The 20,998-nt window shown below is 36.7% G+C and carries 24 protein-coding genes; 21 read left to right on the forward strand and 3 right to left on the reverse strand.

From position 1 onward, the window contains the following. Positions 1–38 precede the first annotated feature (38 nt). Positions 39–185, reverse strand: coding sequence for a YycC family protein (locus tag JFU54_RS10915; RefSeq protein WP_001247671.1), 147 nt, complete (start codon positions 183–185; stop codon positions 39–41). Between the two features lie 50 nt (positions 186–235). On the opposite strand from JFU54_RS10915, the gene JFU54_RS10920 reads away from it, so the two are divergent. After that, a complete protein-coding gene (locus JFU54_RS10920) occupies positions 236–964 on the forward strand; it encodes a glycerophosphodiester phosphodiesterase (protein WP_002033957.1) in 729 nt (242 codons plus the stop codon). A 51-nt stretch (positions 965–1,015) separates the two neighbouring features. Here JFU54_RS10920 and JFU54_RS10925 read toward each other — a convergent pair whose 3' ends face one another. Next, positions 1,016–1,249, reverse strand: a complete 234-nt coding sequence (locus JFU54_RS10925) for a DUF2627 domain-containing protein (RefSeq protein ID WP_001190193.1) — start codon at positions 1,247–1,249, stop codon at positions 1,016–1,018. Between the two features lie 137 nt (positions 1,250–1,386). On the opposite strand from JFU54_RS10925, the gene JFU54_RS10930 reads away from it, so the two are divergent. From JFU54_RS10930 to JFU54_RS11020, 19 genes are all read left to right on the forward strand, one after another. Continuing rightward, entirely contained in the window at positions 1,387–3,459 is a 2,073-nt protein-coding gene (locus JFU54_RS10930; RefSeq protein ID WP_002033958.1) for a sigma-54 interaction domain-containing protein, read from the forward strand. Positions 3,460–3,654: 195 nt separating this feature from the next. After that, positions 3,655–4,554, forward strand: a complete 900-nt coding sequence (gene yqiS, locus JFU54_RS10935; protein ID WP_201064379.1) for a phosphate butyryltransferase — start codon at positions 3,655–3,657, stop codon at positions 4,552–4,554. Positions 4,555–4,589: 35 nt separating this feature from the next. After that, a complete protein-coding gene (locus tag JFU54_RS10940; protein ID WP_002015088.1) occupies positions 4,590–5,690 on the forward strand; it encodes a leucine dehydrogenase in 1,101 nt (366 codons plus the stop codon). A gap of 87 nt (positions 5,691–5,777) precedes the next feature. Continuing rightward, on the forward strand, positions 5,778–6,881 hold the full coding sequence (gene buk / locus JFU54_RS10945; protein WP_002088555.1) for a butyrate kinase: 1,104 nt from the start codon (positions 5,778–5,780) through the stop codon (positions 6,879–6,881). A 4-nt stretch (positions 6,882–6,885) separates the two neighbouring features. Beyond that, entirely contained in the window at positions 6,886–8,307 is a 1,422-nt protein-coding gene (gene lpdA, locus JFU54_RS10950) for a dihydrolipoyl dehydrogenase (RefSeq protein WP_002033960.1), read from the forward strand. Between the two features lie 27 nt (positions 8,308–8,334). Continuing rightward, entirely contained in the window at positions 8,335–9,336 is a 1,002-nt protein-coding gene (gene bfmBAA / locus JFU54_RS10955) for a 3-methyl-2-oxobutanoate dehydrogenase subunit alpha (RefSeq protein ID WP_000852549.1), read from the forward strand. Positions 9,337–9,349: 13 nt separating this feature from the next. Next, a complete protein-coding gene (bfmBAB, locus tag JFU54_RS10960) occupies positions 9,350–10,333 on the forward strand; it encodes a 3-methyl-2-oxobutanoate dehydrogenase subunit beta (RefSeq protein WP_000290070.1) in 984 nt (327 codons plus the stop codon). 15 nt (positions 10,334–10,348) lie between these two features. Further along, positions 10,349–11,668: a dihydrolipoamide acetyltransferase family protein gene (locus tag JFU54_RS10965; RefSeq protein ID WP_201064381.1), complete on the forward strand. Its 1,320-nt coding sequence runs from the start codon at positions 10,349–10,351 to the stop codon at positions 11,666–11,668. 340 nt (positions 11,669–12,008) lie between these two features. Then, positions 12,009–13,187 carry an FtsW/RodA/SpoVE family cell cycle protein gene (locus JFU54_RS10970; protein ID WP_002143095.1) on the forward strand — a complete coding sequence of 393 codons (1,179 nt, stop codon included), beginning with the start codon at positions 12,009–12,011 and terminating at the stop codon, positions 13,185–13,187. Between the two features lie 106 nt (positions 13,188–13,293). Beyond that, positions 13,294–13,998, forward strand: a complete 705-nt coding sequence (locus JFU54_RS10975; RefSeq protein ID WP_088040116.1) for a DUF421 domain-containing protein — start codon at positions 13,294–13,296, stop codon at positions 13,996–13,998. Between the two features lie 73 nt (positions 13,999–14,071). Beyond that, positions 14,072–14,536, forward strand: coding sequence for an NUDIX hydrolase (locus tag JFU54_RS10980; RefSeq protein WP_002190637.1), 465 nt, complete (start codon positions 14,072–14,074; stop codon positions 14,534–14,536). Between the two features lie 123 nt (positions 14,537–14,659). Then, positions 14,660–15,067 carry a YjdF family protein gene (locus JFU54_RS10985; RefSeq protein ID WP_201064383.1) on the forward strand — a complete coding sequence of 136 codons (408 nt, stop codon included), beginning with the start codon at positions 14,660–14,662 and terminating at the stop codon, positions 15,065–15,067. 143 nt (positions 15,068–15,210) lie between these two features. Beyond that, a complete protein-coding gene (locus JFU54_RS10990; RefSeq protein WP_002015097.1) occupies positions 15,211–15,624 on the forward strand; it encodes a BrxA/BrxB family bacilliredoxin in 414 nt (137 codons plus the stop codon). A 250-nt stretch (positions 15,625–15,874) separates the two neighbouring features. Then, positions 15,875–16,654, forward strand: a complete 780-nt coding sequence (locus tag JFU54_RS10995; RefSeq protein ID WP_002033967.1) for a transporter substrate-binding domain-containing protein — start codon at positions 15,875–15,877, stop codon at positions 16,652–16,654. Positions 16,655–16,690: 36 nt separating this feature from the next. Beyond that, positions 16,691–17,350: an amino acid ABC transporter permease gene (locus tag JFU54_RS11000; protein ID WP_002143090.1), complete on the forward strand. Its 660-nt coding sequence runs from the start codon at positions 16,691–16,693 to the stop codon at positions 17,348–17,350. Further along, positions 17,343–18,065, forward strand: a complete 723-nt coding sequence (locus tag JFU54_RS11005; RefSeq protein WP_201064385.1) for an amino acid ABC transporter ATP-binding protein — start codon at positions 17,343–17,345, stop codon at positions 18,063–18,065. The genes JFU54_RS11000 and JFU54_RS11005 overlap by 8 nt, the downstream gene beginning before the upstream one ends. A 100-nt stretch (positions 18,066–18,165) precedes the next feature. After that, entirely contained in the window at positions 18,166–19,134 is a 969-nt protein-coding gene (locus JFU54_RS11010) for an aromatic acid exporter family protein (protein WP_201064387.1), read from the forward strand. A 16-nt stretch (positions 19,135–19,150) separates the two neighbouring features. Next, positions 19,151–19,711 carry a L,D-transpeptidase gene (locus JFU54_RS11015; RefSeq protein WP_201064389.1) on the forward strand — a complete coding sequence of 187 codons (561 nt, stop codon included), beginning with the start codon at positions 19,151–19,153 and terminating at the stop codon, positions 19,709–19,711. A gap of 64 nt (positions 19,712–19,775) precedes the next feature. Then, positions 19,776–20,015 (forward strand): DUF3894 domain-containing protein, encoded by a 240-nt coding sequence (locus JFU54_RS11020; RefSeq protein WP_002088543.1) that lies wholly within the window; start codon positions 19,776–19,778, stop codon positions 20,013–20,015. Positions 20,016–20,105: 90 nt separating this feature from the next. Here JFU54_RS11020 and prli42 read toward each other — a convergent pair whose 3' ends face one another. Further along, positions 20,106–20,198, reverse strand: a complete 93-nt coding sequence (prli42, locus tag JFU54_RS11025) for a stressosome-associated protein Prli42 (protein ID WP_000549036.1) — start codon at positions 20,196–20,198, stop codon at positions 20,106–20,108. A 188-nt stretch (positions 20,199–20,386) separates the two neighbouring features. Here prli42 and JFU54_RS11030 point away from each other — a divergent pair, with 188 nt between their 5' ends. Next, positions 20,387–20,932, forward strand: coding sequence for a GNAT family N-acetyltransferase (locus JFU54_RS11030; RefSeq protein WP_002015105.1), 546 nt, complete (start codon positions 20,387–20,389; stop codon positions 20,930–20,932). Positions 20,933–20,998: the final 66 nt, after the last annotated feature.

Consider the following 20,998-nt stretch of genomic DNA (forward strand, 5'->3'; position numbering starts at 1 on the left):
ATAGATGATAATAAAAAGCCCTGCAAAACAGGACTATATTATTCTTCGTCTTTATTTTGTTTTTCTAATTCAACTAACTTTTGGATTAAAATATGCTGTGGCATATGCATAAGTTGTTCAAGTGGAACACCTAACGCTTTTGATAGGCGGACTGCAGTGTCTGGAGAAATTTGTAATGGTCTCATAGAAGTACCTCCTTTTTCGTATAGTATAGCATAAGATTGGGGGAGTGAGGATGACTCTTATATTTGCACATCGTGGTGCAGCGGGAACGTATCCGGAAAATACAATGATTTCATTTGAAGCGGCGGAGGCTTTCGGGGCAGATGGAATTGAACTCGATGTTCAATTCACGAAAGATGGAAAAGTTGTCGTTATTCATGATGAAACGGTGGATCGGACAACAAATGGAAAAGGTGCGGTTCGAAATTATTTATATGAAGATTTATGTAAGTTGGATGCGAGTTATAAATTCGGTGACAAAGTAGGTTTTTGCAAAATACCTCTTCTAGAAGAGGTGTTAGAATGGCTCGCAAAAACGAAATTGTTACTCAATATTGAACTGAAAAATAATAAAATCCCATACAGAGGTTTAGAAGAAGAGGTTATAACACTTGTACGTAAGTTTAGTTTAGAGGATCGGATTGTGTTTTCTTCTTTTAATCACTACAGTATGAAGCGATGTCATATGATGGCTCCTGATATTCAAACAGCTATTTTGTATCGTGAAGGTTTGCATAGCCCGTGGGCATATGCAAAAAAGATGGGTGCTACTGCAGTACATCCGAATTATCGTTATCTTCAAGATGCTATCGCTGAATTAACGATGGGAAGTGGTGTGGAGGTTCGTCCTTACACGATAAATGAAGAAACGCTTATGCGTAAATATTTTGATATGAATATATCAGCGATTATTACTGATTATCCTGAAACAGCAAGAACTTTATTACCGATAAAAAAATGAGACCTAATATAATGGTCTCATTTTTTATTTATGATATGTGAAAACTTTGTTTTATCTTCTGAAGCGTGCTTGTACTTTATTTCTCTTACGATCTCTGTGTAAGACGAAGCCGCCGAAGATATAAAACCCGAGTGCGAAGCAAAGAGCGCCGATTAAAAATTGTAACCATAATATAGGGATTGGGGAGAACAAAATCCCAAATACAGTATCTCTCATTAGTTTAATACCAAGCACGGCTAATGAAATGGGGATGAGTGCTAATAATAGAGCGAGGTAACGCTGCATACATAACGCTCCTTTTCAGATTATTTTGTGTATTTTAATGATGTTATATGGAATGGGGGTTTGTCAAGAGGTTGCTGAACGAGTAAGATAAGAATGTGAAAAATTTTGCAGAGATACTTCGAGAGGAAGTGTAATGTATGAAACAAAATGTGTTAATTGTTGGAGCAGGTGAAGGTGGGAGTACACTGCTGAGTCTGTTGCAAAATTCGAATATATTTCAAATTATAGGAGTTATTGATAGTAATCCAATTGCGAAAGGATTACAAATCGCAAAGGAATATGGGACTCCGATTGGTGATAGTGTAACTCCGTTTCTTTCTATGCATATTGATGTAATGTTTGATATGACAGGTGATTATGATTTACATAAAGTTTTATTGGGAAGCAAGCATAAAGACACCCTTCTTATACCAGGGGATATTGCAAAAATTGTTACGAGACTAGCGCATGAGAAGGAAAGCTTAATTGGAAAGCTAGAAGAACAGACGCAACAAGGGAATTTAATTTTAAATTCAACGCATGACGGTATGATTGTTATAGACCAAGAGGGACAAGTTCGTCTGTTTAATAAAAGCGCAGAGCGTATTACTGGATATAAAAAAGAGGAAGCAATAGGGAAATATATTTTAGAAGTTATTCCAACGAGTAAGTTGCTTCGTATTATACGCACGAAAAAAATAGAAGTGAATCATGAACTGACGTTAGAGAATGAAAAAAAGATTATTACAACGCGTATTCCGATATTAAAAGAAGGTGGAGAGGTTCAAGGGGCATTTGCGATTTTTAAAGACATTACAGAAGTTGTAGATTTAGCGGAAGAAGTTACAGACTTAAAAGAAATTCAAACGCTACTTGAGGCGATTATTAACTCATCTGAGGAGGCAATTTCGGTTGTTGATGAGAAAGGAAGAGGACTAGTTATAAACCCTGCTTATACGAAGTTAACGGGTTTGACTGAAGAAGAAATTATTGGGAAGCCGGCTACAACTGATATTGTGGAAGGTGAAAGTATGCATATGAAAGTACTTCGGACGCGCCGAGCGGTACGAGGAATACATATGAAGATTGGGCAAAAAAAGCGAGATGTAATTGTAAACGTAGCACCGGTTATTGTCGATGGGATATTGAAAGGGAGCGTCGGGGTAATTCGCGATGTATCAGAAATTCAAAAGTTAACAAATGAATTGAATAGGGCAAGACAAATTATTCGAACGTTAGAAGCAAAATATTCATTTGATGATATTGTTGGTGATTCAGATGAAACGACGGCAGCTATTGAACAAGCAAAACTTGGAGCGAATACACCGGCAACAGTATTGCTTAGAGGGGAATCTGGTACGGGGAAAGAGTTATTTGCACATGCTATTCATAACAGTAGTAATCGAAAATACAATAAGTTTGTACGAGTAAACTGTGCTGCTATTTCTGAGACCTTATTAGAAAGTGAATTATTCGGTTATGAGGAAGGCGCGTTTTCTGGAGCGAAAAGAGGCGGGAAACGAGGATTCTTTGAAGAAGCGAATAATGGAAGTGTTTTTTTAGATGAAATCGGAGAGTTATCTGCAAATACGCAAGCGAAGCTCCTTCGTGTGCTACAAGAAAAAGAAATTGTGAAAGTAGGGGGAACGAAAGCGATACCTATTAATGTCCGGGTAATTGCAGCAACACATGTGAATTTAGAAAAGGGCATTCTAGAAGGAGAGTTCAGAGAGGACTTATATTATCGTTTAAATAAAATCCCGATTCAAATTCCTTCCCTTCGTCAGCGTAAAGGAGATATACCAGCGATTGCAGAAAGGTTAATTCAAAAAATTAATCAAGATTATGGTCGTAATGTAGAAGGACTCACCGATTCAGCCGTTTCGTATTTACAATCATATGAATGGCCAGGGAATGTTAGGGAACTTGAAAATATTTTAGGGCGAGCTATTATCTTTATGAATTATAACGAAATATATATTGATGTACATCATTTACCGCCTTTACATAAAGAAGAACAAGTAGAGCCGAAACAAAATAATTTATTACCTGAATTAGAAGAGAAGGCCCTTGAACACCTAGTGACAGAATTTGAGGGGAATATTATCCGTGAATATTTAGAGAAATTTGATGGGAACAAAACGAAGACTGCAAAAGCGTTAGGAATTTCAGTTCGAAACTTATATTACAAGCTAGAAAAGTATGACTGTGCAAAAAATAGCATGCAATAAATTGCGTACCGTGCAATTTATTGCGTGGTATACAAAAAGCGACAAAACAAGACAGAATATTTCGTTGTTTTCCAAAGTATTGATTTTACTGCATTTTGAATGCGTTTTCATTATTGGTAAGACCACTTTTTAAAGTTGGCACGGTATTTGCTTAATGAATAGACGAGGGACGACGGAAAGGGTTGATTACAAAATATGAAGTTAGAACACTTAATTGATCAAGCAGCAGGACAGCCTAAAAAAACTGTGGCTGTAGCAGTAGCTGAAGATCATGAAGTAATTGAAGCTGTAGCGAAAGCAATCAAGTTACAGCTAGCTCAATTTCGTCTATATGGAAATCAAGAGAAAATAATAGGGATGCTACAAGAGCATGGGCTACAAACTTCAGAACATATTGAAGTGATTGCAGCAGCGTCAAGTGCTGAGGCTGCAGAACTTTCTGTTAAATCTGTAAGCAATGGCGAAGCAGATGTGCTAATGAAGGGGAACATCCCAACAGCAAATATTTTGAAAGCTGTATTAAATAAAGAGTGGGGACTTCGTAAGGGCAGCGTGCTTTCACATGTTGCAGCGTTTGAAGTTCCAAATTACGATCGTCTTATTTTTGTTACAGACGCAGCGATGAACATTGCACCTGATGTAACACAAAAAGCTGCTATTATACAAAATACTGTAGAAGTTGCCCAGGGAATAGGAATTGATTTGCCAAAGGTAGCGCCAATTACAGCGGTAGAGGTTGTTAATCCTGCGATGCAAGCGACAATTGATGCAGCGATGTTAACTCAAATGAATCGCCGCGGACAAATTAAAAATTGTGTCGTTGATGGACCACTTGCTTTAGATAATGCAGTATCACAAATTGCAGCAGAACATAAAGGCATAGTAAGTGATGTAGCAGGTAAGGCAGACATTTTACTCGTCCCAACGATTGAAGCTGGAAATGTGCTATATAAATCACTCGTCTATTTTGCAAATGCAAAGGTAGGAGCGATGATTGCTGGCGCTAAAGCACCGATTGTTTTAACATCACGTGCTGATTCAGCAGAAACAAAAGTATATTCATTAGCATTGGCAGTTGCGACTGCTTCAAAATAAACCAAATAGGGTAAAACAATTAGGGGGAAACGACAATGACATTAGAAATCTTCGAATACTTAGAAAAATATGATTATGAGCAAGTGGTATTTTGTCAAGATAAAGAATCTGGTTTAAAAGCAATCATTGCAATCCATGATACAACACTTGGACCAGCTCTTGGTGGAACAAGAATGTGGACATATGATTCTGAAGAAGCGGCGATTGAAGATGCATTGCGTCTTGCAAAAGGGATGACATACAAAAATGCAGCAGCTGGTTTAAATTTAGGTGGTGCAAAAACAGTAATTATCGGTGATCCACGTAAAGATAAAAGCGAAGCGATGTTCCGTGCATTAGGACGCTACATTCAAGGACTAAACGGACGTTACATTACAGCTGAAGATGTTGGTACAACAGTAGATGATATGGATATTATCCATGAGGAAACTGATTTTGTAACAGGGATTTCACCATCATTCGGTTCTTCTGGTAACCCATCTCCAGTAACTGCATACGGTGTTTACCGTGGTATGAAAGCAGCTGCAAAAGAAGCATTTGGTACAGATAACCTAGAAGGAAGAGTAATTTCTATTCAAGGTGTTGGTAACGTAGCGTATCACCTATGCAAACATTTACACGCTGAAGGAGCAAAATTAATCGTTACAGATATTAATAAAGAAGCTGTACAACGTGCAGTAGAAGAATTCGGTGCAACAGCAGTTGAGCCAAATGAAATTTACGGTGTTGAATGTGATATTTACGCACCATGTGCATTAGGCGCAACAGTTAATGATGAAACTATTCCACAACTTAAAGCAAAAGTAATCGCTGGTTCTGCAAATAACCAATTAAAAGAAGATCGTCACGGCGACCTTATTCATGAAATGGGTATTGTATACGCACCAGACTATGTTATTAATGCAGGTGGCGTAATTAACGTAGCAGACGAATTATATGGATACAATAGAGAACGTGCATTAAAACGTGTTGAGTCTATTTATGACACAATTGCAAAAGTAATCGAAATTTCAAAACGCGATGGCATAGCAACTTATGTAGCAGCAGATCGTCTAGCTGAAGAGCGCATTGCAAGCTTGAAAAACTCTCGTAGCACATACTTACGCAACGGTCACGACATTATTAGCCGTCGCTAATCATTCATATATAACTTTTACAAAAGGTGTGGTTACCTCTTATGAGGTTTCCACTTCCTTTTAAATTTATTAGTGGAGGTAGCAACATTGTCTGTAAATCGAATTCTTGTTATTAACCCAGGTAGTACATCCACAAAGATTGGTGTTTTTGATAATGAAAGACCCGTTCTAGAAGAAACTATTCGTCATGACGTAGAACAGATTGGAAAATATAAGCGAATTATCGACCAATATGAGTTTCGTAAAGAAACGATTTTAGAAGTTCTACATTCTCATGGTATTAACATTTCAAAATTAAACGCTGTTTGTGGGCGTGGTGGATTACTTCGTCCAATCGAAGGCGGTACGTATACAGTAAACGATGCGATGTTAGAAGATTTAAAAAATGGGTTTAGTGGTCATCACGCTTCAAACCTTGGAGGCATTTTAGCATATGAAATTGCTTCTGGATTAAACATTCCTGCATTCATTGTGGATCCTGTCGTTGTAGATGAGATGGAGCCAATTGCTCGTATAAGTGGTATTGCTGGTATGGAACGCAAAAGTATCTTCCATGCATTAAACCAAAAAGCGGTTGCTCGTAAAGTAGCAGATGAATTAAATCACAAATATGAGGATTTAAATTTATTAGTTACACATATGGGCGGCGGTATTACAGTTGGTGCTCATAAAAAAGGAAAAGTTATCGATGTGAATAATGGCTTAAACGGAGAAGGACCATTTAGTCCAGAGCGTGCTGGTACAGTACCAGTAGGACAATTAGTTGAAATGTGTTTTTCTGGTGAGTATTACCGAGACGAAATGGTTAAAAAACTTGTCGGACAAGGTGGACTTGTAAGCCTTATCGGTACAAACGATGCAATTAAAGTAGAACAAATGGTTGAAAAAGGTGATCCTGAGGCAACTCTTATTTATAAAGCAATGGCGTATCAAGTTGCAAAAGAGATTGGCGGAGCTAGTGCTGTACTTCACGGGAAAATCGATGCAATCGTATTAACTGGTGGACTTGCGTACAGTAAAATTCTTGTCGATGAAATAAAAGAACGTGTTCACTGGATTGCAGATGTTATCGTACATCCAGGAGAAGATGAATTACAAGCGTTAGCAGAAGGAGCACTTCGTGTATTACGTGAAGAAGAAGCTCCAAAAGAATATATTGTACGAGAAAAACAAACAGTAGCTAGGGGTTGAGATAATGGCAAGAGAATATGATTTAGTCATCGTTGGCGGCGGTACTGGTGGATATGTTGCTGCTATTCGTGCATCACAACTAGGGTTAAAAACTGCACTTGTTGAAAAAGAAAATCTTGGTGGTACTTGTTTACACAAAGGATGTATTCCTAGTAAAGCTCTTTTACGTAGTGCGGAAGTATACGCAACTGCTAAAAAAGGAGAAGAGTTCGGAGTTATTGCAAGTAATGTAGAACTAAACTTTGCTAAAGTACAAGAGCGTAAAGAGAAGATTGTAACGCAGCTTCATAAAGGCGTTCAGCATTTAATGAAACAAGGTAAAATTGATGTGTTTGAAGGTATTGGCCGTATTCTTGGCCCATCTATTTTCTCTCCAATGCCAGGTACAATTTCAGTTGAACTTGCAAGTGGAGAAGAGAATGAAATGTTAATTCCAAAAAATGTGCTTGTTGCAACAGGTTCTCGTCCAAATTCATTACCAGGATTAGAGTTAGACGGAGAGTATGTAATGTCTTCGGATCATGCCCTAAAAATGGAAACGCTTCCTAGCTCAATCATTATCGTTGGTGGCGGTGTAATTGGTATTGAGTGGGCATCTATGCTTGCTGACTTCGGTGTAGAAGTTACTGTATTAGAATATGCGAAAAACATATTACCACTAGAAGATAATGACGTTTCAAAAGAAATGCAACGTCTATTCAAGAAAAAAGGTATTAAAGTGGTAACTGGTGCAAAAGTATTACCAGAAACATTGGTAAAAGATAATGGAGTAACAATTCAAGCTGAACATAACGGTGAGAACAAAGCATTTAAAGCAGAAAAAATGCTTGTATCTGTCGGAAGACAAGCGAATACGCAAAATATGGGCTTAGAGAACACAGATATTGTTGTGGAAAAAGGATACATTCAAACAAATGAGTTTTATCAAACGAAGGAATCTCATATTTACGCAATTGGAGATGTAATCGGTGGCTTGCAACTTGCTCACGTTGCTTCTCATGAAGGAATTGTTGCAGTAGAACATATCGCTGGTAAAGAAGTTACACCAATTGATTATTCTATGGTATCAAAATGCGTATATAGTAGTCCAGAAGTTGCTTCTGTCGGCTTAACAGAACAAGAAGCAAAAGAAAAAGGCTATAAGTTAAAAGTAGGTAAGTTCTCATTCCGTGCAATCGGAAAGGCACTTGTATACGGAGAATCAGACGGTTTTGTAAAACTTGTAGTTGATGAAGAAACAAATGACATTCTCGGTGTTCATATGATCGGACCACATGTAACAGATATGATTTCTGAAGCTGGTCTTGCAAGAGTACTTGATGCAACACCTTGGGAAGTAGCACATACAATTCATCCGCATCCATCATTATCTGAGGCGATTGGTGAAGCTGCACTTGCTGTAGATGGAAGAGCGTTACACGCATAAAAATGTGGATTTAGGAGGTTATGAAAAATGGCAGAAGTAAAAGAAAAGCGCCATGAAGAGCTTGGCTTAAGTGATGAGCAAGTATTAGAAATGTTCCGTACGATGTTACTTGCACGTAAAATTGACGAACGTATGTGGTTATTAAACCGTGCAGGTAAAATTCCATTCGTAATTTCTTGTCAAGGACAAGAGGCTGCACAAGTTGGAGCGGCGTTCGCTCTTGATAGAGAGAAAGATTATGCATTACCATACTACCGTGATATGGGTGTTGTACTAGCGTTTGGTATGACAGCTAAAGAGCTTATGTTGTCTGCTTTCGCAAAAGCTGGAGATCCAAACTCTGGTGGTCGTCAAATGCCTGGTCACTTCGGTCAAAAGAAAAATCGTATTGTTACAGGATCATCACCAGTAACAACGCAAGTACCACATGCAGTTGGTATTGCACTAGCTGGAAAAATGGAGAAGAAAGATTTAGTAACGTTCGTTACATTCGGAGAAGGCTCTTCAAACCAAGGTGACTTCCATGAAGGAGCAAACTTTGCTGGTGTACACAAACTACCTGTTATTTTCATGTGTGAAAATAATAAATACGCAATCTCTATTCCAGTTGAAAAACAATTAGCATGTAAAAACGTATCAGATCGTGCAATTGGTTACGGTATGCCTGGATATACAATAGACGGAAACGATCCGCTTGCAGTATATAAAGCTGTAAAAGAGGCAGCAGACCGCGGCCGTCGTGGTGAAGGCCCAACTTTAATTGAAACAGTATCATATCGTTTAACAGCACATTCTAGTGACGACGATGATCGTGTTTATCGTGATAAAGAAGAAGTAGAAGAAGCAAAGAAAAAAGATTCAATTATAACATTTGCAGCTTATTTAAAAGAAGCTGGCGTGTTAACTGAGGAATTTGAAAAACAAATGTTAGACGAAATTATGCATATCGTAAATGAAGCAACAGAATATGCAGAAAATGCTCCGTATGCAGCACCTGAAGATGCATTGAAGCACGTATACGCAGAATAGGGGGGAACGTTTCATGGCTGTAATGTCTTATATTGATGCTATTACATTAGCAATGCGCGAAGAAATGGAACGCGATGAGAAAGTATTTGTTTTAGGTGAAGATGTTGGTAAAAAAGGTGGCGTATTTAAAGCGACACACGGATTATATGATCAATTTGGTGAAGATCGTGCGCTTGATGCACCGCTTGCAGAATCTGCAATTGCTGGGGTAGCAATTGGTGCGGCAATGTATGGTATGCGTCCAATCGCTGAAATGCAGTTTGCTGATTTCATCATGCCAGCAGTAAACCAAATTGTTTCTGAGGCAGCAAAAATTCGTTATCGTTCTAACAACGATTGGACTTGTCCAGTTACAATTCGTGCGCCATTCGGCGGCGGTGTTCACGGTGCATTGTATCATTCACAATCTGTAGAAGCGATGTTTGCGAACCAACCAGGTTTAAAAATTGTTATCCCTTCTACACCATATGATGCAAAAGGCTTATTAAAAGCTGCAATTCGTGATGAAGATCCAGTATTATTCTTTGAGCATAAGCGTGCATATCGCTTAATTAAAGGTGAAGTGCCAGAAGATGACTATGTATTACCAATCGGAAAAGCAGATGTAAAACGCGAAGGTGATGATATTACTGTTATCACTTACGGATTATGTGTTCACTTTGCTCTTCAAGCAGCTGAGAAGTTAGCACAAGATGGAATCTCTGCACACATTCTTGATTTAAGAACGGTATATCCGTTAGATAAAGAAGCGATTATTGAAGCGGCTTCTAAAACAGGTAAAGTTCTTCTTGTAACAGAAGACAATAAAGAAGGAAGTATTATAAGTGAAGTGGCAGCAATTATTGCTGAAAACTGTCTGTTTGATTTAGATGCGCCAATCGCACGTCTTGCAGGTCCAGACGTTCCAGCAATGCCATATGCACCAACAATGGAAAAATTCTTTATGGTAAATCCAGATAAAGTTGAAAAAGCAATGCGTGAACTTGCGGAATTTTAATCGGGGGGACTATACATGGCTGTAGAAAATATCACAATGCCTCAGCTCGGGGAGAGCGTTACAGAGGGTACAATTAGTAAATGGCTCGTTAATGTTGGCGATCACGTAAACAAGTATGATCCGCTTGCAGAAGTAATGACTGATAAAGTAAATGCTGAAGTACCATCTTCTTTCACTGGTATTGTGAAAGAATTAATCGCTGGTGAAGGTGAGACGTTAGCTGTAGGTGAAGTAGTTTGTATTATTCAAGTAGAAGGCGCAGATGAAGTAGCAGCGACAGCTGTTGAGGAAAAAACGAAAGAAGAACCAAAGGCAGAAGTAGCTACGCCTGAAAAAGCACCGAAAGCAAAACAACCAACTGATGGAAAACCACGTTTTTCACCAGCTGTTTTAAAACTTGCAGGTGAGCATAATGTTGATTTAGATTTAGTAGAAGGTACGGGAGCAAATGGCCGTATCACTCGTAAAGATATTTTAAAGCTAGTGGAATCTGGAAATATTCCGCAAGCAGGTGCGAAGAAAGAGGAAGTTGTTGCAGTAGCAGAGCGTCCAGAAGCACCAAAATCAGCGGCAGTAGCACCGGTAGCGCAAAAAATAGAAGCTGCAAAACCAGTTTCTGTGCCGACAATGCCTGGCGATATCGAAATTCCAGTAACAGGTGTGCGTAAAGCAATTGCAGCGAACATGTTACGTAGTAAACACGAAGCGCCACATGCTTGGATGATGATTGAAGTAGATGTGACAAACCTTGTGTCATACCGTAATTCAATTAAAGGTGATTTCAAAAAGCGCGAAGGTTTTAATTTAACGTTCTTTGCTTTCTTCGTAAAAGCAGTAGCACAAGCGTTAAAAGAGTATCCTCAAATCAATTCAATGTGGGCTGGCGATAAGATCGTTCAGAAGAAAGATATTAACCTTTCTATCGCTGTTGCAACAGAGGATGAACTATTTGTACCAGTAATTAAACACGCGGACGAGAAGACGATTAAAGGTATCGCTCGTGAAATTACAGAGCTTGCAGGAAAAGTACGTACGAAATCGTTAAAAGCGGACGAAATGCAAGGCGGAACATTTACAATTAATAACACAGGATCATTCGGTTCTGTTCAATCTATGGGTATTATTAATTACCCACAAGCGGCTATTTTACAAGTTGAATCAATTGTAAAACGCCCAGTAATTATGGATAACGGTATGTTCGGTGCTCGCGACATGGTTAACTTATGTTTATCACTTGACCACCGTGTACTAGATGGCCTAATTTGTGGTAAGTTCTTAGGACGTGTAAAAGAAATTCTAGAAAATACGTCAGAAAATAATACATCTGTATATTAATAAAAAGCTCGCTTATGCGAGCTTTTTATCATCTTATTTCTTCATCTACATCCTACTATATGTATAATATCTTTCCCAGTAATCTTACAATGAACGATTATGTATTAGGAATTTATGAAAATACATTGCTGATATATGGTATATGGATATAAAATAAGAAAAGAATAATTTTTTTGGCAAATCTTACTGATGAAACTGTAGTATAATATATTGTATTGTATGAAAAAGAGAGTTATTCTATATAAGTGTTTTATAGATAATGTGTAATCAGTCGTCAAAACATGAAGAATGTTGACTCCTGGTTTTTTATTTTGCTGTAACAATGTTTCAGGAGGATGTCATGAAAAGAAGTACCGAGTTTCTAAAAAGTTTAGATGTAAAATTAATATTAATTTTGTTAGCATTATGTGTTACAAGTATAACGGCTATATATAGCAGTCAGCAAACTGGACAATATGGTGCTGAGAATTTTGCTCTGAAACAAGGTGTTAACTACATAATTGGGATTGTAATGTTACTTCTTGTTGCAAGTGTTGATTCAGATCAGCTACAAAAACTATCTTGGCCATTGTATATTGCTACATTTGCTTCGATTATTTTGTTGAAGATATTACCAGTTTCAAACTTTACACCTGAAATACTTGGGGCGAAAAGATGGTTTAGGTTTCCGGTAATTGGATCTATTCAACCGTCGGAGTTTTTCAAAATTGCACTGGTTATGTTAGTAGCAAATTTAGCAGTAAAGCATAATGCACAGTATATGGTTCGAACATTTAAAACAGACCTAATATTAATAGGAAAGGTAATGTTAGTAGCTATTCCTCCTACGGCTGTTGTATATAGCCAACCGGATACAGGTATGGTATTCTTATATGCTGCTGCAATTGCATGTATTTTATTTATGTCAGGTATTCAGAAGAAATTGATAGCGTTATGTACAATTATTCCGGTGACCATAGTATCTGCGTTAATATTTATTTACGTAAGGTATGAGGATTTCTTCTTTAATAATTTAGTTACTTTACTAAAACCTCACCAACAATCACGAATTTTAGGTTGGTTAGATCCATTTGAACATACAGATCAAGGTTATCAAACACAGCAATCGATTTTAGCTGTAGGTAGTGGTGGTATGGAAGGGAAAGGATTTGGCGAAGGGAACGTCTATATCCCTGAGAAGCATACTGACTTTATTTTCGCTACAATTGCCGAAGAAGGTGGATTTATCGTAGCCGCGTTAGTTGTGTTCTTGTTCCTATTACTGCTATATCGAACAATTATTATCGGTTATTCTGCTGATAATTTATTCGGTACATTATTATGTGCTGGGTCTATTGGTATATTAACAGTTCAAATATTCCAAAATATTGGTATGATCGTCGGATTAATGCCTGTAAAAGGGATTGCATTACCTTTCTTATCGTATGGGGGAAGTTCCTTATTCTCGAATATGATTATGATGGGGCTCATATTGTCCGTACGGAAAACGTATAAAAAATATATGTTTTCAGTTAAGTAAAAAAGCTAGTTCGTGTAAAAACGAACTAGCTTTTTTACATATATGCTCTTAAACGTTGCAAACTAAAACAAAGTAGCAGTTTGAGACGGGTAAGGAGTGCAAAGTGATGCATATGCATATTTTTGAAGGGGCACGGCATCTTTCTAATAGTGAATGGGTTATTCGGGCTATCATAGCATACATATTTTTAATATTAGTTGCGAAAGCGATGGGGCAAAGGTCCATCGCGCAACTTCGTTTTTTAGATGTTGTATTAGTATTATTGCTTGGTGGGAATATTTCTAACGCATTATCTGATGAAAAAGTGGGGTTACTCGGCTCGATGATTACAACGTTCATACTCGTTGTACTTCACATTATAAGCTCAGTCTTAATGTTGAAATGGGATAGATGGAGACGCTTTTTAGAGCCAGCACCTATTATTCTTATACACGATGGTTCCATTGATTTTAGCAATTTGAAAAAAGCGAGAATTACGGTGGAATATTTATTTTCGGAACTTCGTATGCGAAATGTGAGCGATATTCAAACGATTAAATTAGCATTGTGGGAAGCGAATGGTGTTGTTTCTATATTTCGGTATCCAGAATATGAAGCAGTTTCGCGGCTTGATCTGAAAGTGGCGGGAAGAAGATCTCCAGTTTCTTTTGTATTAGTAAAGAATGGGAGGATTCAGCAAGATGTTCTAGCTTTAGTAGGAAAAACAGAAGAGTGGGCGAGAGAATTTCTAGAGAAGAGTGCAGAAGTCGAATCCATTATGTTAGCTACAGTAGATGAAGCTCATAAAATAAATATTTTGTTAAAAAAATGAAAAATATACGCATTTTGTCGTTTCATACATATGATACAATAGTGTGGACAACGAAAAAATGGGAGGTGTTTCTATGGGATATGTAGAGGAATTACGAAAAGTAGTTGGTCATCGCCCTTTAATTTTAGTTGGTGCTGTTGTACTCGTTATAAATGAAAGTGGATATGTATTATTACAGCAAAGAACAGAGCCTTACGGAAAATGGGGGTTGCCTGGCGGGCTAATGGAGCTTGGTGAATCACCAGAAGAAACAGCTTACCGTGAAGTATATGAAGAGACAGGAATAGAAGTAAAGAACCTCCGATTAATCAATGTATTTTCTGGAGCGAACTATTTTTCAAAATTAACAAACGGTGATGAGTTTCAATCCGTAACGACAGCCTATTATACCGATGAATACGAAGGGAATTTTGTTATGAATAAAGAAGAAGCGGTTCAGCTTACATTCTTCCCACTAACAGAACTACCTGACTATATTGTAGGATCGCATAAAAAAATGATTGGTGAATATATAAAAATTATGGGAAATAAGATATAATATATAATGAAAGAGATACAAAAACACAGTTCTGGTCGGTAGTCCAGACGCATGATTTCATGTCAGTAACCTTCCCCTCCGGGATGTCCAGTATTTCTAATTTTTTTAAAGGAGGGGCTGTCAATGGATTTGACAGTATATCACGATGGTCAATTTTTCGTAGGAATTATTACACATAAAGAAAAAGGAAAATTGTATGGAGCAAGGTATATTTTTGGAATGGAACCTTCAGATGAAGAAGTACTTATATTTGTGAATGGTCCAATGTTAGCATATTTCCAGCACGTTGCAAAATGCGGTGTGGAAGTGAAAGAAAAACAGCGTCCCAAAAATATAAAACGTATCATACGACAAGCGGCAAAAGAAGTAAATGTAAAACGTTTTACTAAGGCACAAGAAGCGATTAGTTTATCTTATGAATTGTATAAACAAGAAAAGAAAGTGCAGTCTAAAGAGAAGCGAGAAGCTGAAAGACAAAGAAGACGTTTAATTAAAGTACAAAAAGCAAAGCAAAAGCATCGTGGCCATTAAAAAAAGGTGTTAGAGCAAGGGCTCTAACACCTTTTCTATGCCTAAATACAAGTAAACTTACTTGTATTTCATAAACATTAACTGGTAAGATACAAATAGGTAGAATTAGAGGAGGGAAAAGATTGATTAACTTTAACTTTTTTATGAATGATGTTGTCCGTCAAGCGCGTGAAGAGATTGTCTCTGCGGGATATACAGAATTGACGACACCAGAAGCAGTCGAAGAAGCATTTAAAAGAAATGGTACAACACTTGTAATGGTAAACTCTGTATGTGGTTGTGCAGGTGGCATTGCTCGTCCTGCTGCTGCACATTCCGTACATTATGATAAACGCCCTAACCACCTTGTAACGGTATTTGCGGGTCAAGATAAAGAAGCAACAGCAAGAGCTCGTGAATATTTTGAAGGATATCCACCTTCATCTCCATCATTTGCGTTATTGAAAGATGGAAAAATTGTAACGATGGTAGAACGTCATGAAATTGAAGGTCATGAACCAATGCAAGTAATTGCAAAACTACAATCTTATTTCGAAGATAATTGCGAAGAACTATAAGGAAGAGAAAAAGGCGGTACGTCCACAATCAAGTGGGTGTACCGCCTTTTTTATTTAGTTTTTAAAATAATTAAACATGCAGGAAGTTGTTATTTTATGCATGTTTTTATGCATTAACAACAGCTTTAATACTGTTTTTATATTTATTTTTATTTTATATATTGCATAAAAATTAAAGTGCTGATACAATACAAACATCGAATAAATATTCTATTAAACTTTTAAATATACATTATTAGGGGGAAGAAAGATGAAGAAGTTATTATCAATATCATTTGCACTTATTTTAATTGTAAGTATGTTCAGTGCTTGTAGTAATGGGGAAGAAAAGGCGAATGGCGAAAATAAAAAAGTACTCGTTATGGGGACTTCAGCAGACTATAAACCGTATGAATACGTGGAAGCTTCAAAAAGTGATGAAATTATCGGCTTTGATGTTGATATTGCCAAATATATCGGAAAAGAACTTGGATACGAAGTGAAAGTGAAAGACATGGATTTCGGCGGATTATTAGCATCTCTTAATTCAGGAAAAGTTGATTTCGTTATGGCGGGTATGACGCCAACTGCAGAGCGTAAAAATAATGCTGATTTCACAGATATATATTTTGTTGCAAAAAATATGATCGTTTCAAAAAAGGGCTCTAATATTAAATCGTTAGAAGATTTAAAAGGGAAAAAAGTAGGAGTACAAACAGGATCAATTCAAGAAGAAAAGGCAAAAGAATTTCAGAAACAAGTCGATTTCAAAGCTGAGGGACGTGACCGTATACCAGAAATCGTACAAGAAATTAAAGCTGGTCGTTTTGACGCTGCAATTATAGAAGACACAGTTGCAAAAAATTATTTAGAAAAAATGAAAGAACTACAAGGAATTGAAATTCAAGAAGCACCAGAAGAAGTAGGTGCAGCAATTGCTCTTCCGAAAAATAGTGATAAAACAGAAGAATTTAATAAAGTAATTAAGAAAATGCAAGAAAATGGAGAAATGGATAAATTAGTGAAGAAATGGTTTGGCAGCGGAAAATAAGCTGCCTTTCACTTTTCTGTGAGGGGAATGAAAAGGATGAATCTAGATTTTTCGGCAATTACGCCTTCAATACCATATATATTAAAGGGATTAGAAGTTACATTGAAAATTGTAGCTGCATCAGCTGTGGTAGGATTTATTTTAGGAACGTTATTAGCACTTTGCAAAATTGCTAGAATACGAGTATTAAATATTGCAGCAGATATTTATACGTCAATATTTCGTGGCACACCGCTAGTATTACAATTAATGATTATTTATTTCGGTGTTCCGCAAATGATGGGTTATGAGATACCGGCCTTTTTAGCAGCTGTACTTGCATTTAGCTTAAATTCAGGTGCATATATGTCAGAAGTAATTCGTGCCGGCATTCAAGCAGTCGATAAAGGACAAACAGAAGCAGCAATGGCTTTAGGTATTCCTTACAGTAAAATGATGAGAAATATTATTTTTCCTCAAGCTTTAAAAAATATATTACCAGCACTTGTGAATGAGTTTGCGACACTTACGAAAGAGTCGGCTGTAGTAACCGTAATAGGAGCGACTGATTTAATGCGCCGTGCTTATATTGTAGGTGGTGAAACATTTAAATATCTTGAGCCATTACTTTTTGTTGGACTTATTTATTATATATTAGTAATTATTCTTACATTAGTTGGGAAAACCATTGAAGGGAGAATGAAGAAAAGTGATTAAAGTTGAAAACCTTCATAAGTCATTTGGAAAAAATGAAGTATTAAAAGGAATTACAACAACGATTGAAAAAGGAGAAGTTGTTGCAATTATCGGACCGTCTGGATCTGGAAAGTCAACGTTTTTACGCTGTATGAATGTACTAGAAGCACCGACAAATGGTCACATTTGGATTGGAACGGAAGAAGTAACGAATCCGAAAACAAATATTATGCACGTTCGTGAAAATGTCGGAATGGTATTTCAGCATTTTCACCTATTTCCTCATATGACTGTATTAGAAAATATTACGTATGCTCCTATCAATGTAAAAGAAGTAACGAAGCAAGAAGCTGAAAAAAAAGCTGAGAAACTTCTAGAAAAAGTGGGGTTATTAGATAAGAAAGATGCATATCCAAATCGTCTTTCAGGAGGACAAAAGCAACGTGTAGCAATTGCAAGAGCGTTAGCGATGGAACCGGAAGTTATGTTATTTGATGAACCTACCTCTGCGCTAGATCCAGAAATGGTGAAAGAAGTGTTAGAAGTTATGAAATCATTAGTTACGACAGGAATGACGATGGCAATCGTTACACATGAAATGGGATTTGCAAAAGAAGTAGCAGACCGCGTTCTCTTTTTAGATGGTGGAAAGCTCGTAGAAGATAGTAATCCGGAAGAGTTTTTTACAGCACCAAAAAGTGACCGTGCAAAAGAATTTTTGCAAAAGATATTGTAATATGTGAAGGGTACGTGAATAATAGGTAGAAAAGGATGACATTGCGTCATCCTTTTTTTATACTAACTGTAAATACGTTTATACATATAGGGGTAATGATATGTTTAAAATTGGATATAGAACAGTGAAAACAGCGCTTGGAACGGGAGCGGCAGTTTTTATTGCTCAGTTATTAGGATTAGAATTTTATAGTTCAGCTGGTATTTTAGTCATTTTATGTGTGCAAAATACGAAACGAAAATCCGTTCAAGTATCGTTGCACCGTTTTTTAGCTTGTGTATTATCGATGGTATTTGCGTTTTGTATTTTTGAAACGATTGGTTATACACCACTTGCGATTAGCGTATTACTGCTTACCTTTATTCCAACTGCAGTTATGTGCAAAATTCAAGAAGGGATTGTCACGAGTTCGGTTATCGTTATGCATCTGTATTCATTAAAGCAAATTACATGGTCTATAGTTGGTAATGAAATTGCTATATTAACGATTGGAATTAGTGTCGCTTTATTAGTAAACATGTACATGCCAAGCAGTGAGAATAAACTGAAAGAGTATCAAGGAAAAATAGAAGAGCATTTCAGAACGATTTTGTTTGAAATGGTCGTTTATTTACGGAATCGAGATAGTAATTGGAGTGGGGCCGAATTAATTGAAACAGAAATGATGCTGAAAGAAGCGAAAGATTTATCATTTAAAAAACTTGAGAATGAATTTATGCGTGAAGATGACTATTATTATCGGTATTTTGATATGCGTATGCAACAATTTGAAATTTTGGAGCGCATGATACCATTAGCTGCATCACTATCTTGGACGTATGAACAAGCTGATATGATTGCAGAAGTAATTGAAAATATAGGGAATTCTATTCGACCTGAAAGTACAGGGGTCATTTCGTTAAGACAACTTCAAGAAATGCGAGAAGTATTTAGAGAAATGCCTTTACCAGTCTCGCGAGAAGAATTTGAAATACGTGCAAAACTTGTTCAACTTGTTTATGAGATGGAGCAATATTTACTCATTAAAAGTCGTTTTAAGGGAAAGGATAATATAAAAGAACTTATTTAGAAGGTAGGAACTATATATGCCGTATCTTCTTTCTTTATTATTATGTCTTTCTCTATCACCGATCTGGCCTCTTGGTGATAACCCACGTGCTGGAGATCCTTTTATAATTGTAAATAAAGCAACGAATAAACTAGCTTACATCGATGATGGGAAGATCCAAAAGGTTTTTCCAGTAGCAACAGGGAAAACAAATGAATTAACCCCAGAAGGAACCTTTGACATTGTATTGAAGGCGAAGGATCCCTATTATATTGCGAAGGATATTCCTGGGGGCTCTCCCAAAAATCCACTTGGATCGAGATGGATGGGATTTAATGCAAGAGGCACGGATGGAAGTAAGTATGGGATACACGGGACAAACCAACCTAGTTCAATTGGAAAATATATTTCGCAAGGATGTATAAGAATGAAGAAACATGATGTGGAATATTTGTTTGATCGTATTCCAATTGGAACGAAAGTATCGATTGTGAAATCGAAAAAAACATTTCAGCAATTGGCGAAGGAAAAAGGGGCCATAGTATTTGGAAAAGTCAACGAAACGGTTGGCCTTTTCTTTTATTATAAGTTGTCTTGACATGTGTACATAACCATGCGTTAATGAGAATATATAAAGATAATTGAGTAAAGGGGTTGCTCATATGTATTTAAATCCAAAAATTTCTTACATGCAGTTTTGTGTTGGTTTTCTATTTGTTATTACATTCATATTGGCAACTTTTAATATATGTTCTTACGTTGTAGCGATCGTATTTATGGCATTACTCAATCTTACTTTTGTTATTGGGGCGTTTCAGCAGAAACAATATACAAGTTTTGTAATAGCACTTGTAATGGCCTTTTCCTTTAGCATTGTAGCAATTGTAATATATATAAAATAAAATGTTCATTACAAGATAGACTATCTCGATTTCGAGATGGTCTATTTTGTATGTGTAAGCAGTAAAAAAAGGACGAGTGAATCGTCCTTTTTACCAAAACATACTTGCGCCAGTAAGTAATGTTGTTACAAGCATAGAAATTAGCATTATATAAACCATAATTTTTTGAGCTTTTTTATGCATCGTTAAACCTCCTTGCAAATCAGTACAATTTCATTGTAACGAGAAATGAAATTGTGGACAAGGGGAGAGAAAGGACAAAATTCGGGAAGGGGGTGCAAAATATTACAGGAAATTTGAGCATACGTAGAGAATATGTTAAAAGATAGATTATTAATTTTTTGTTATGCAAGCTGAAGAATGGAGATACAATGATGAAAATATACGAGACAGATCGTTTACATTTAAGAGAAATTGATGAGTCGTATGCGGAAAAAGTTCTTCAATATTACGACAAAAATCGTGAATTTTTAAAAGCGTGGGAAGAGTATAGACCGGAGGGGTTTTTCACGTTAGATTATCAAAAGAAAAAGTTACAAAAGGATAGAAAAGAGTTCGCGGAAGGCAAGATTATCAGGCTTTGGATTTTTAAAAAGGGTGATGATACAAAAATTATTGGATGTATTTCATTTAATCTAATTGTTCGCGGAATTTATCAATCTTGTGTACTCGGTTATAAATTAGATAAGGAAGAATTGAATAAAGGTTACACAACAGAAGCGCTTAGAAAAGCAATTCAAGTTACCTTTGAAGAATTTCATTTACATCGTATAGAAGCACCAATTATGCCACGAAATTTAGCATCTATACAAGTAGTGACGAAGATAGGATTTCAATATGAAGGTGTATCTCGAAAAATGCTAATGGTAAATGGCATCTGGGAAGATCATATGCGCTGGGTATTGTTAAACGAGTAATAGAAGGCAGATGGGTATCTAGATGTGTTAACCATCTGTTTTTTGTCTTGTATTTCGAAACTTTTG

It is taken from the genome of Bacillus sp. TH19 (assembly GCF_016651075.1).
GTDB lineage: Bacteria > Bacillota > Bacilli > Bacillales > Bacillaceae_G > Bacillus_A > Bacillus_A mycoides.

Coding starts and splice junctions, on each gene's coding strand:
- JFU54_RS10915 (WP_001247671.1), bottom strand. CDS start 185: ATGAGACCATTACAAATTTCTCCAGACACTGCAGTCCGCCTATCAAAA.
- JFU54_RS10920 (WP_002033957.1), top strand. CDS start 236: ATGACTCTTATATTTGCACATCGTGGTGCAGCGGGAACGTATCCGGAA.
- JFU54_RS10925 (WP_001190193.1), bottom strand. CDS start 1,249: ATGCAGCGTTACCTCGCTCTATTATTAGCACTCATCCCCATTTCATTA.
- JFU54_RS10930 (WP_002033958.1), top strand. CDS start 1,387: ATGAAACAAAATGTGTTAATTGTTGGAGCAGGTGAAGGTGGGAGTACA.
- yqiS (WP_201064379.1), top strand. CDS start 3,655: ATGAAGTTAGAACACTTAATTGATCAAGCAGCAGGACAGCCTAAAAAA.
- JFU54_RS10940 (WP_002015088.1), top strand. CDS start 4,590: ATGACATTAGAAATCTTCGAATACTTAGAAAAATATGATTATGAGCAA.
- lpdA (WP_002033960.1), top strand. CDS start 6,886: ATGGCAAGAGAATATGATTTAGTCATCGTTGGCGGCGGTACTGGTGGA.
- bfmBAA (WP_000852549.1), top strand. CDS start 8,335: ATGGCAGAAGTAAAAGAAAAGCGCCATGAAGAGCTTGGCTTAAGTGAT.
- bfmBAB (WP_000290070.1), top strand. CDS start 9,350: ATGGCTGTAATGTCTTATATTGATGCTATTACATTAGCAATGCGCGAA.
- JFU54_RS10965 (WP_201064381.1), top strand. CDS start 10,349: ATGGCTGTAGAAAATATCACAATGCCTCAGCTCGGGGAGAGCGTTACA.
- JFU54_RS10970 (WP_002143095.1), top strand. CDS start 12,009: ATGAAAAGAAGTACCGAGTTTCTAAAAAGTTTAGATGTAAAATTAATA.
- JFU54_RS10975 (WP_088040116.1), top strand. CDS start 13,294: ATGCATATGCATATTTTTGAAGGGGCACGGCATCTTTCTAATAGTGAA.
- JFU54_RS10980 (WP_002190637.1), top strand. CDS start 14,072: ATGGGATATGTAGAGGAATTACGAAAAGTAGTTGGTCATCGCCCTTTA.
- JFU54_RS10985 (WP_201064383.1), top strand. CDS start 14,660: ATGGATTTGACAGTATATCACGATGGTCAATTTTTCGTAGGAATTATT.
- JFU54_RS10990 (WP_002015097.1), top strand. CDS start 15,211: ATGAATGATGTTGTCCGTCAAGCGCGTGAAGAGATTGTCTCTGCGGGA.
- JFU54_RS10995 (WP_002033967.1), top strand. CDS start 15,875: ATGAAGAAGTTATTATCAATATCATTTGCACTTATTTTAATTGTAAGT.
- JFU54_RS11000 (WP_002143090.1), top strand. CDS start 16,691: ATGAATCTAGATTTTTCGGCAATTACGCCTTCAATACCATATATATTA.
- JFU54_RS11010 (WP_201064387.1), top strand. CDS start 18,166: ATGTTTAAAATTGGATATAGAACAGTGAAAACAGCGCTTGGAACGGGA.
- JFU54_RS11015 (WP_201064389.1), top strand. CDS start 19,151: ATGCCGTATCTTCTTTCTTTATTATTATGTCTTTCTCTATCACCGATC.
- JFU54_RS11020 (WP_002088543.1), top strand. CDS start 19,776: ATGTATTTAAATCCAAAAATTTCTTACATGCAGTTTTGTGTTGGTTTT.
- prli42 (WP_000549036.1), bottom strand. CDS start 20,198: ATGCATAAAAAAGCTCAAAAAATTATGGTTTATATAATGCTAATTTCT.
- JFU54_RS11030 (WP_002015105.1), top strand. CDS start 20,387: ATGATGAAAATATACGAGACAGATCGTTTACATTTAAGAGAAATTGAT.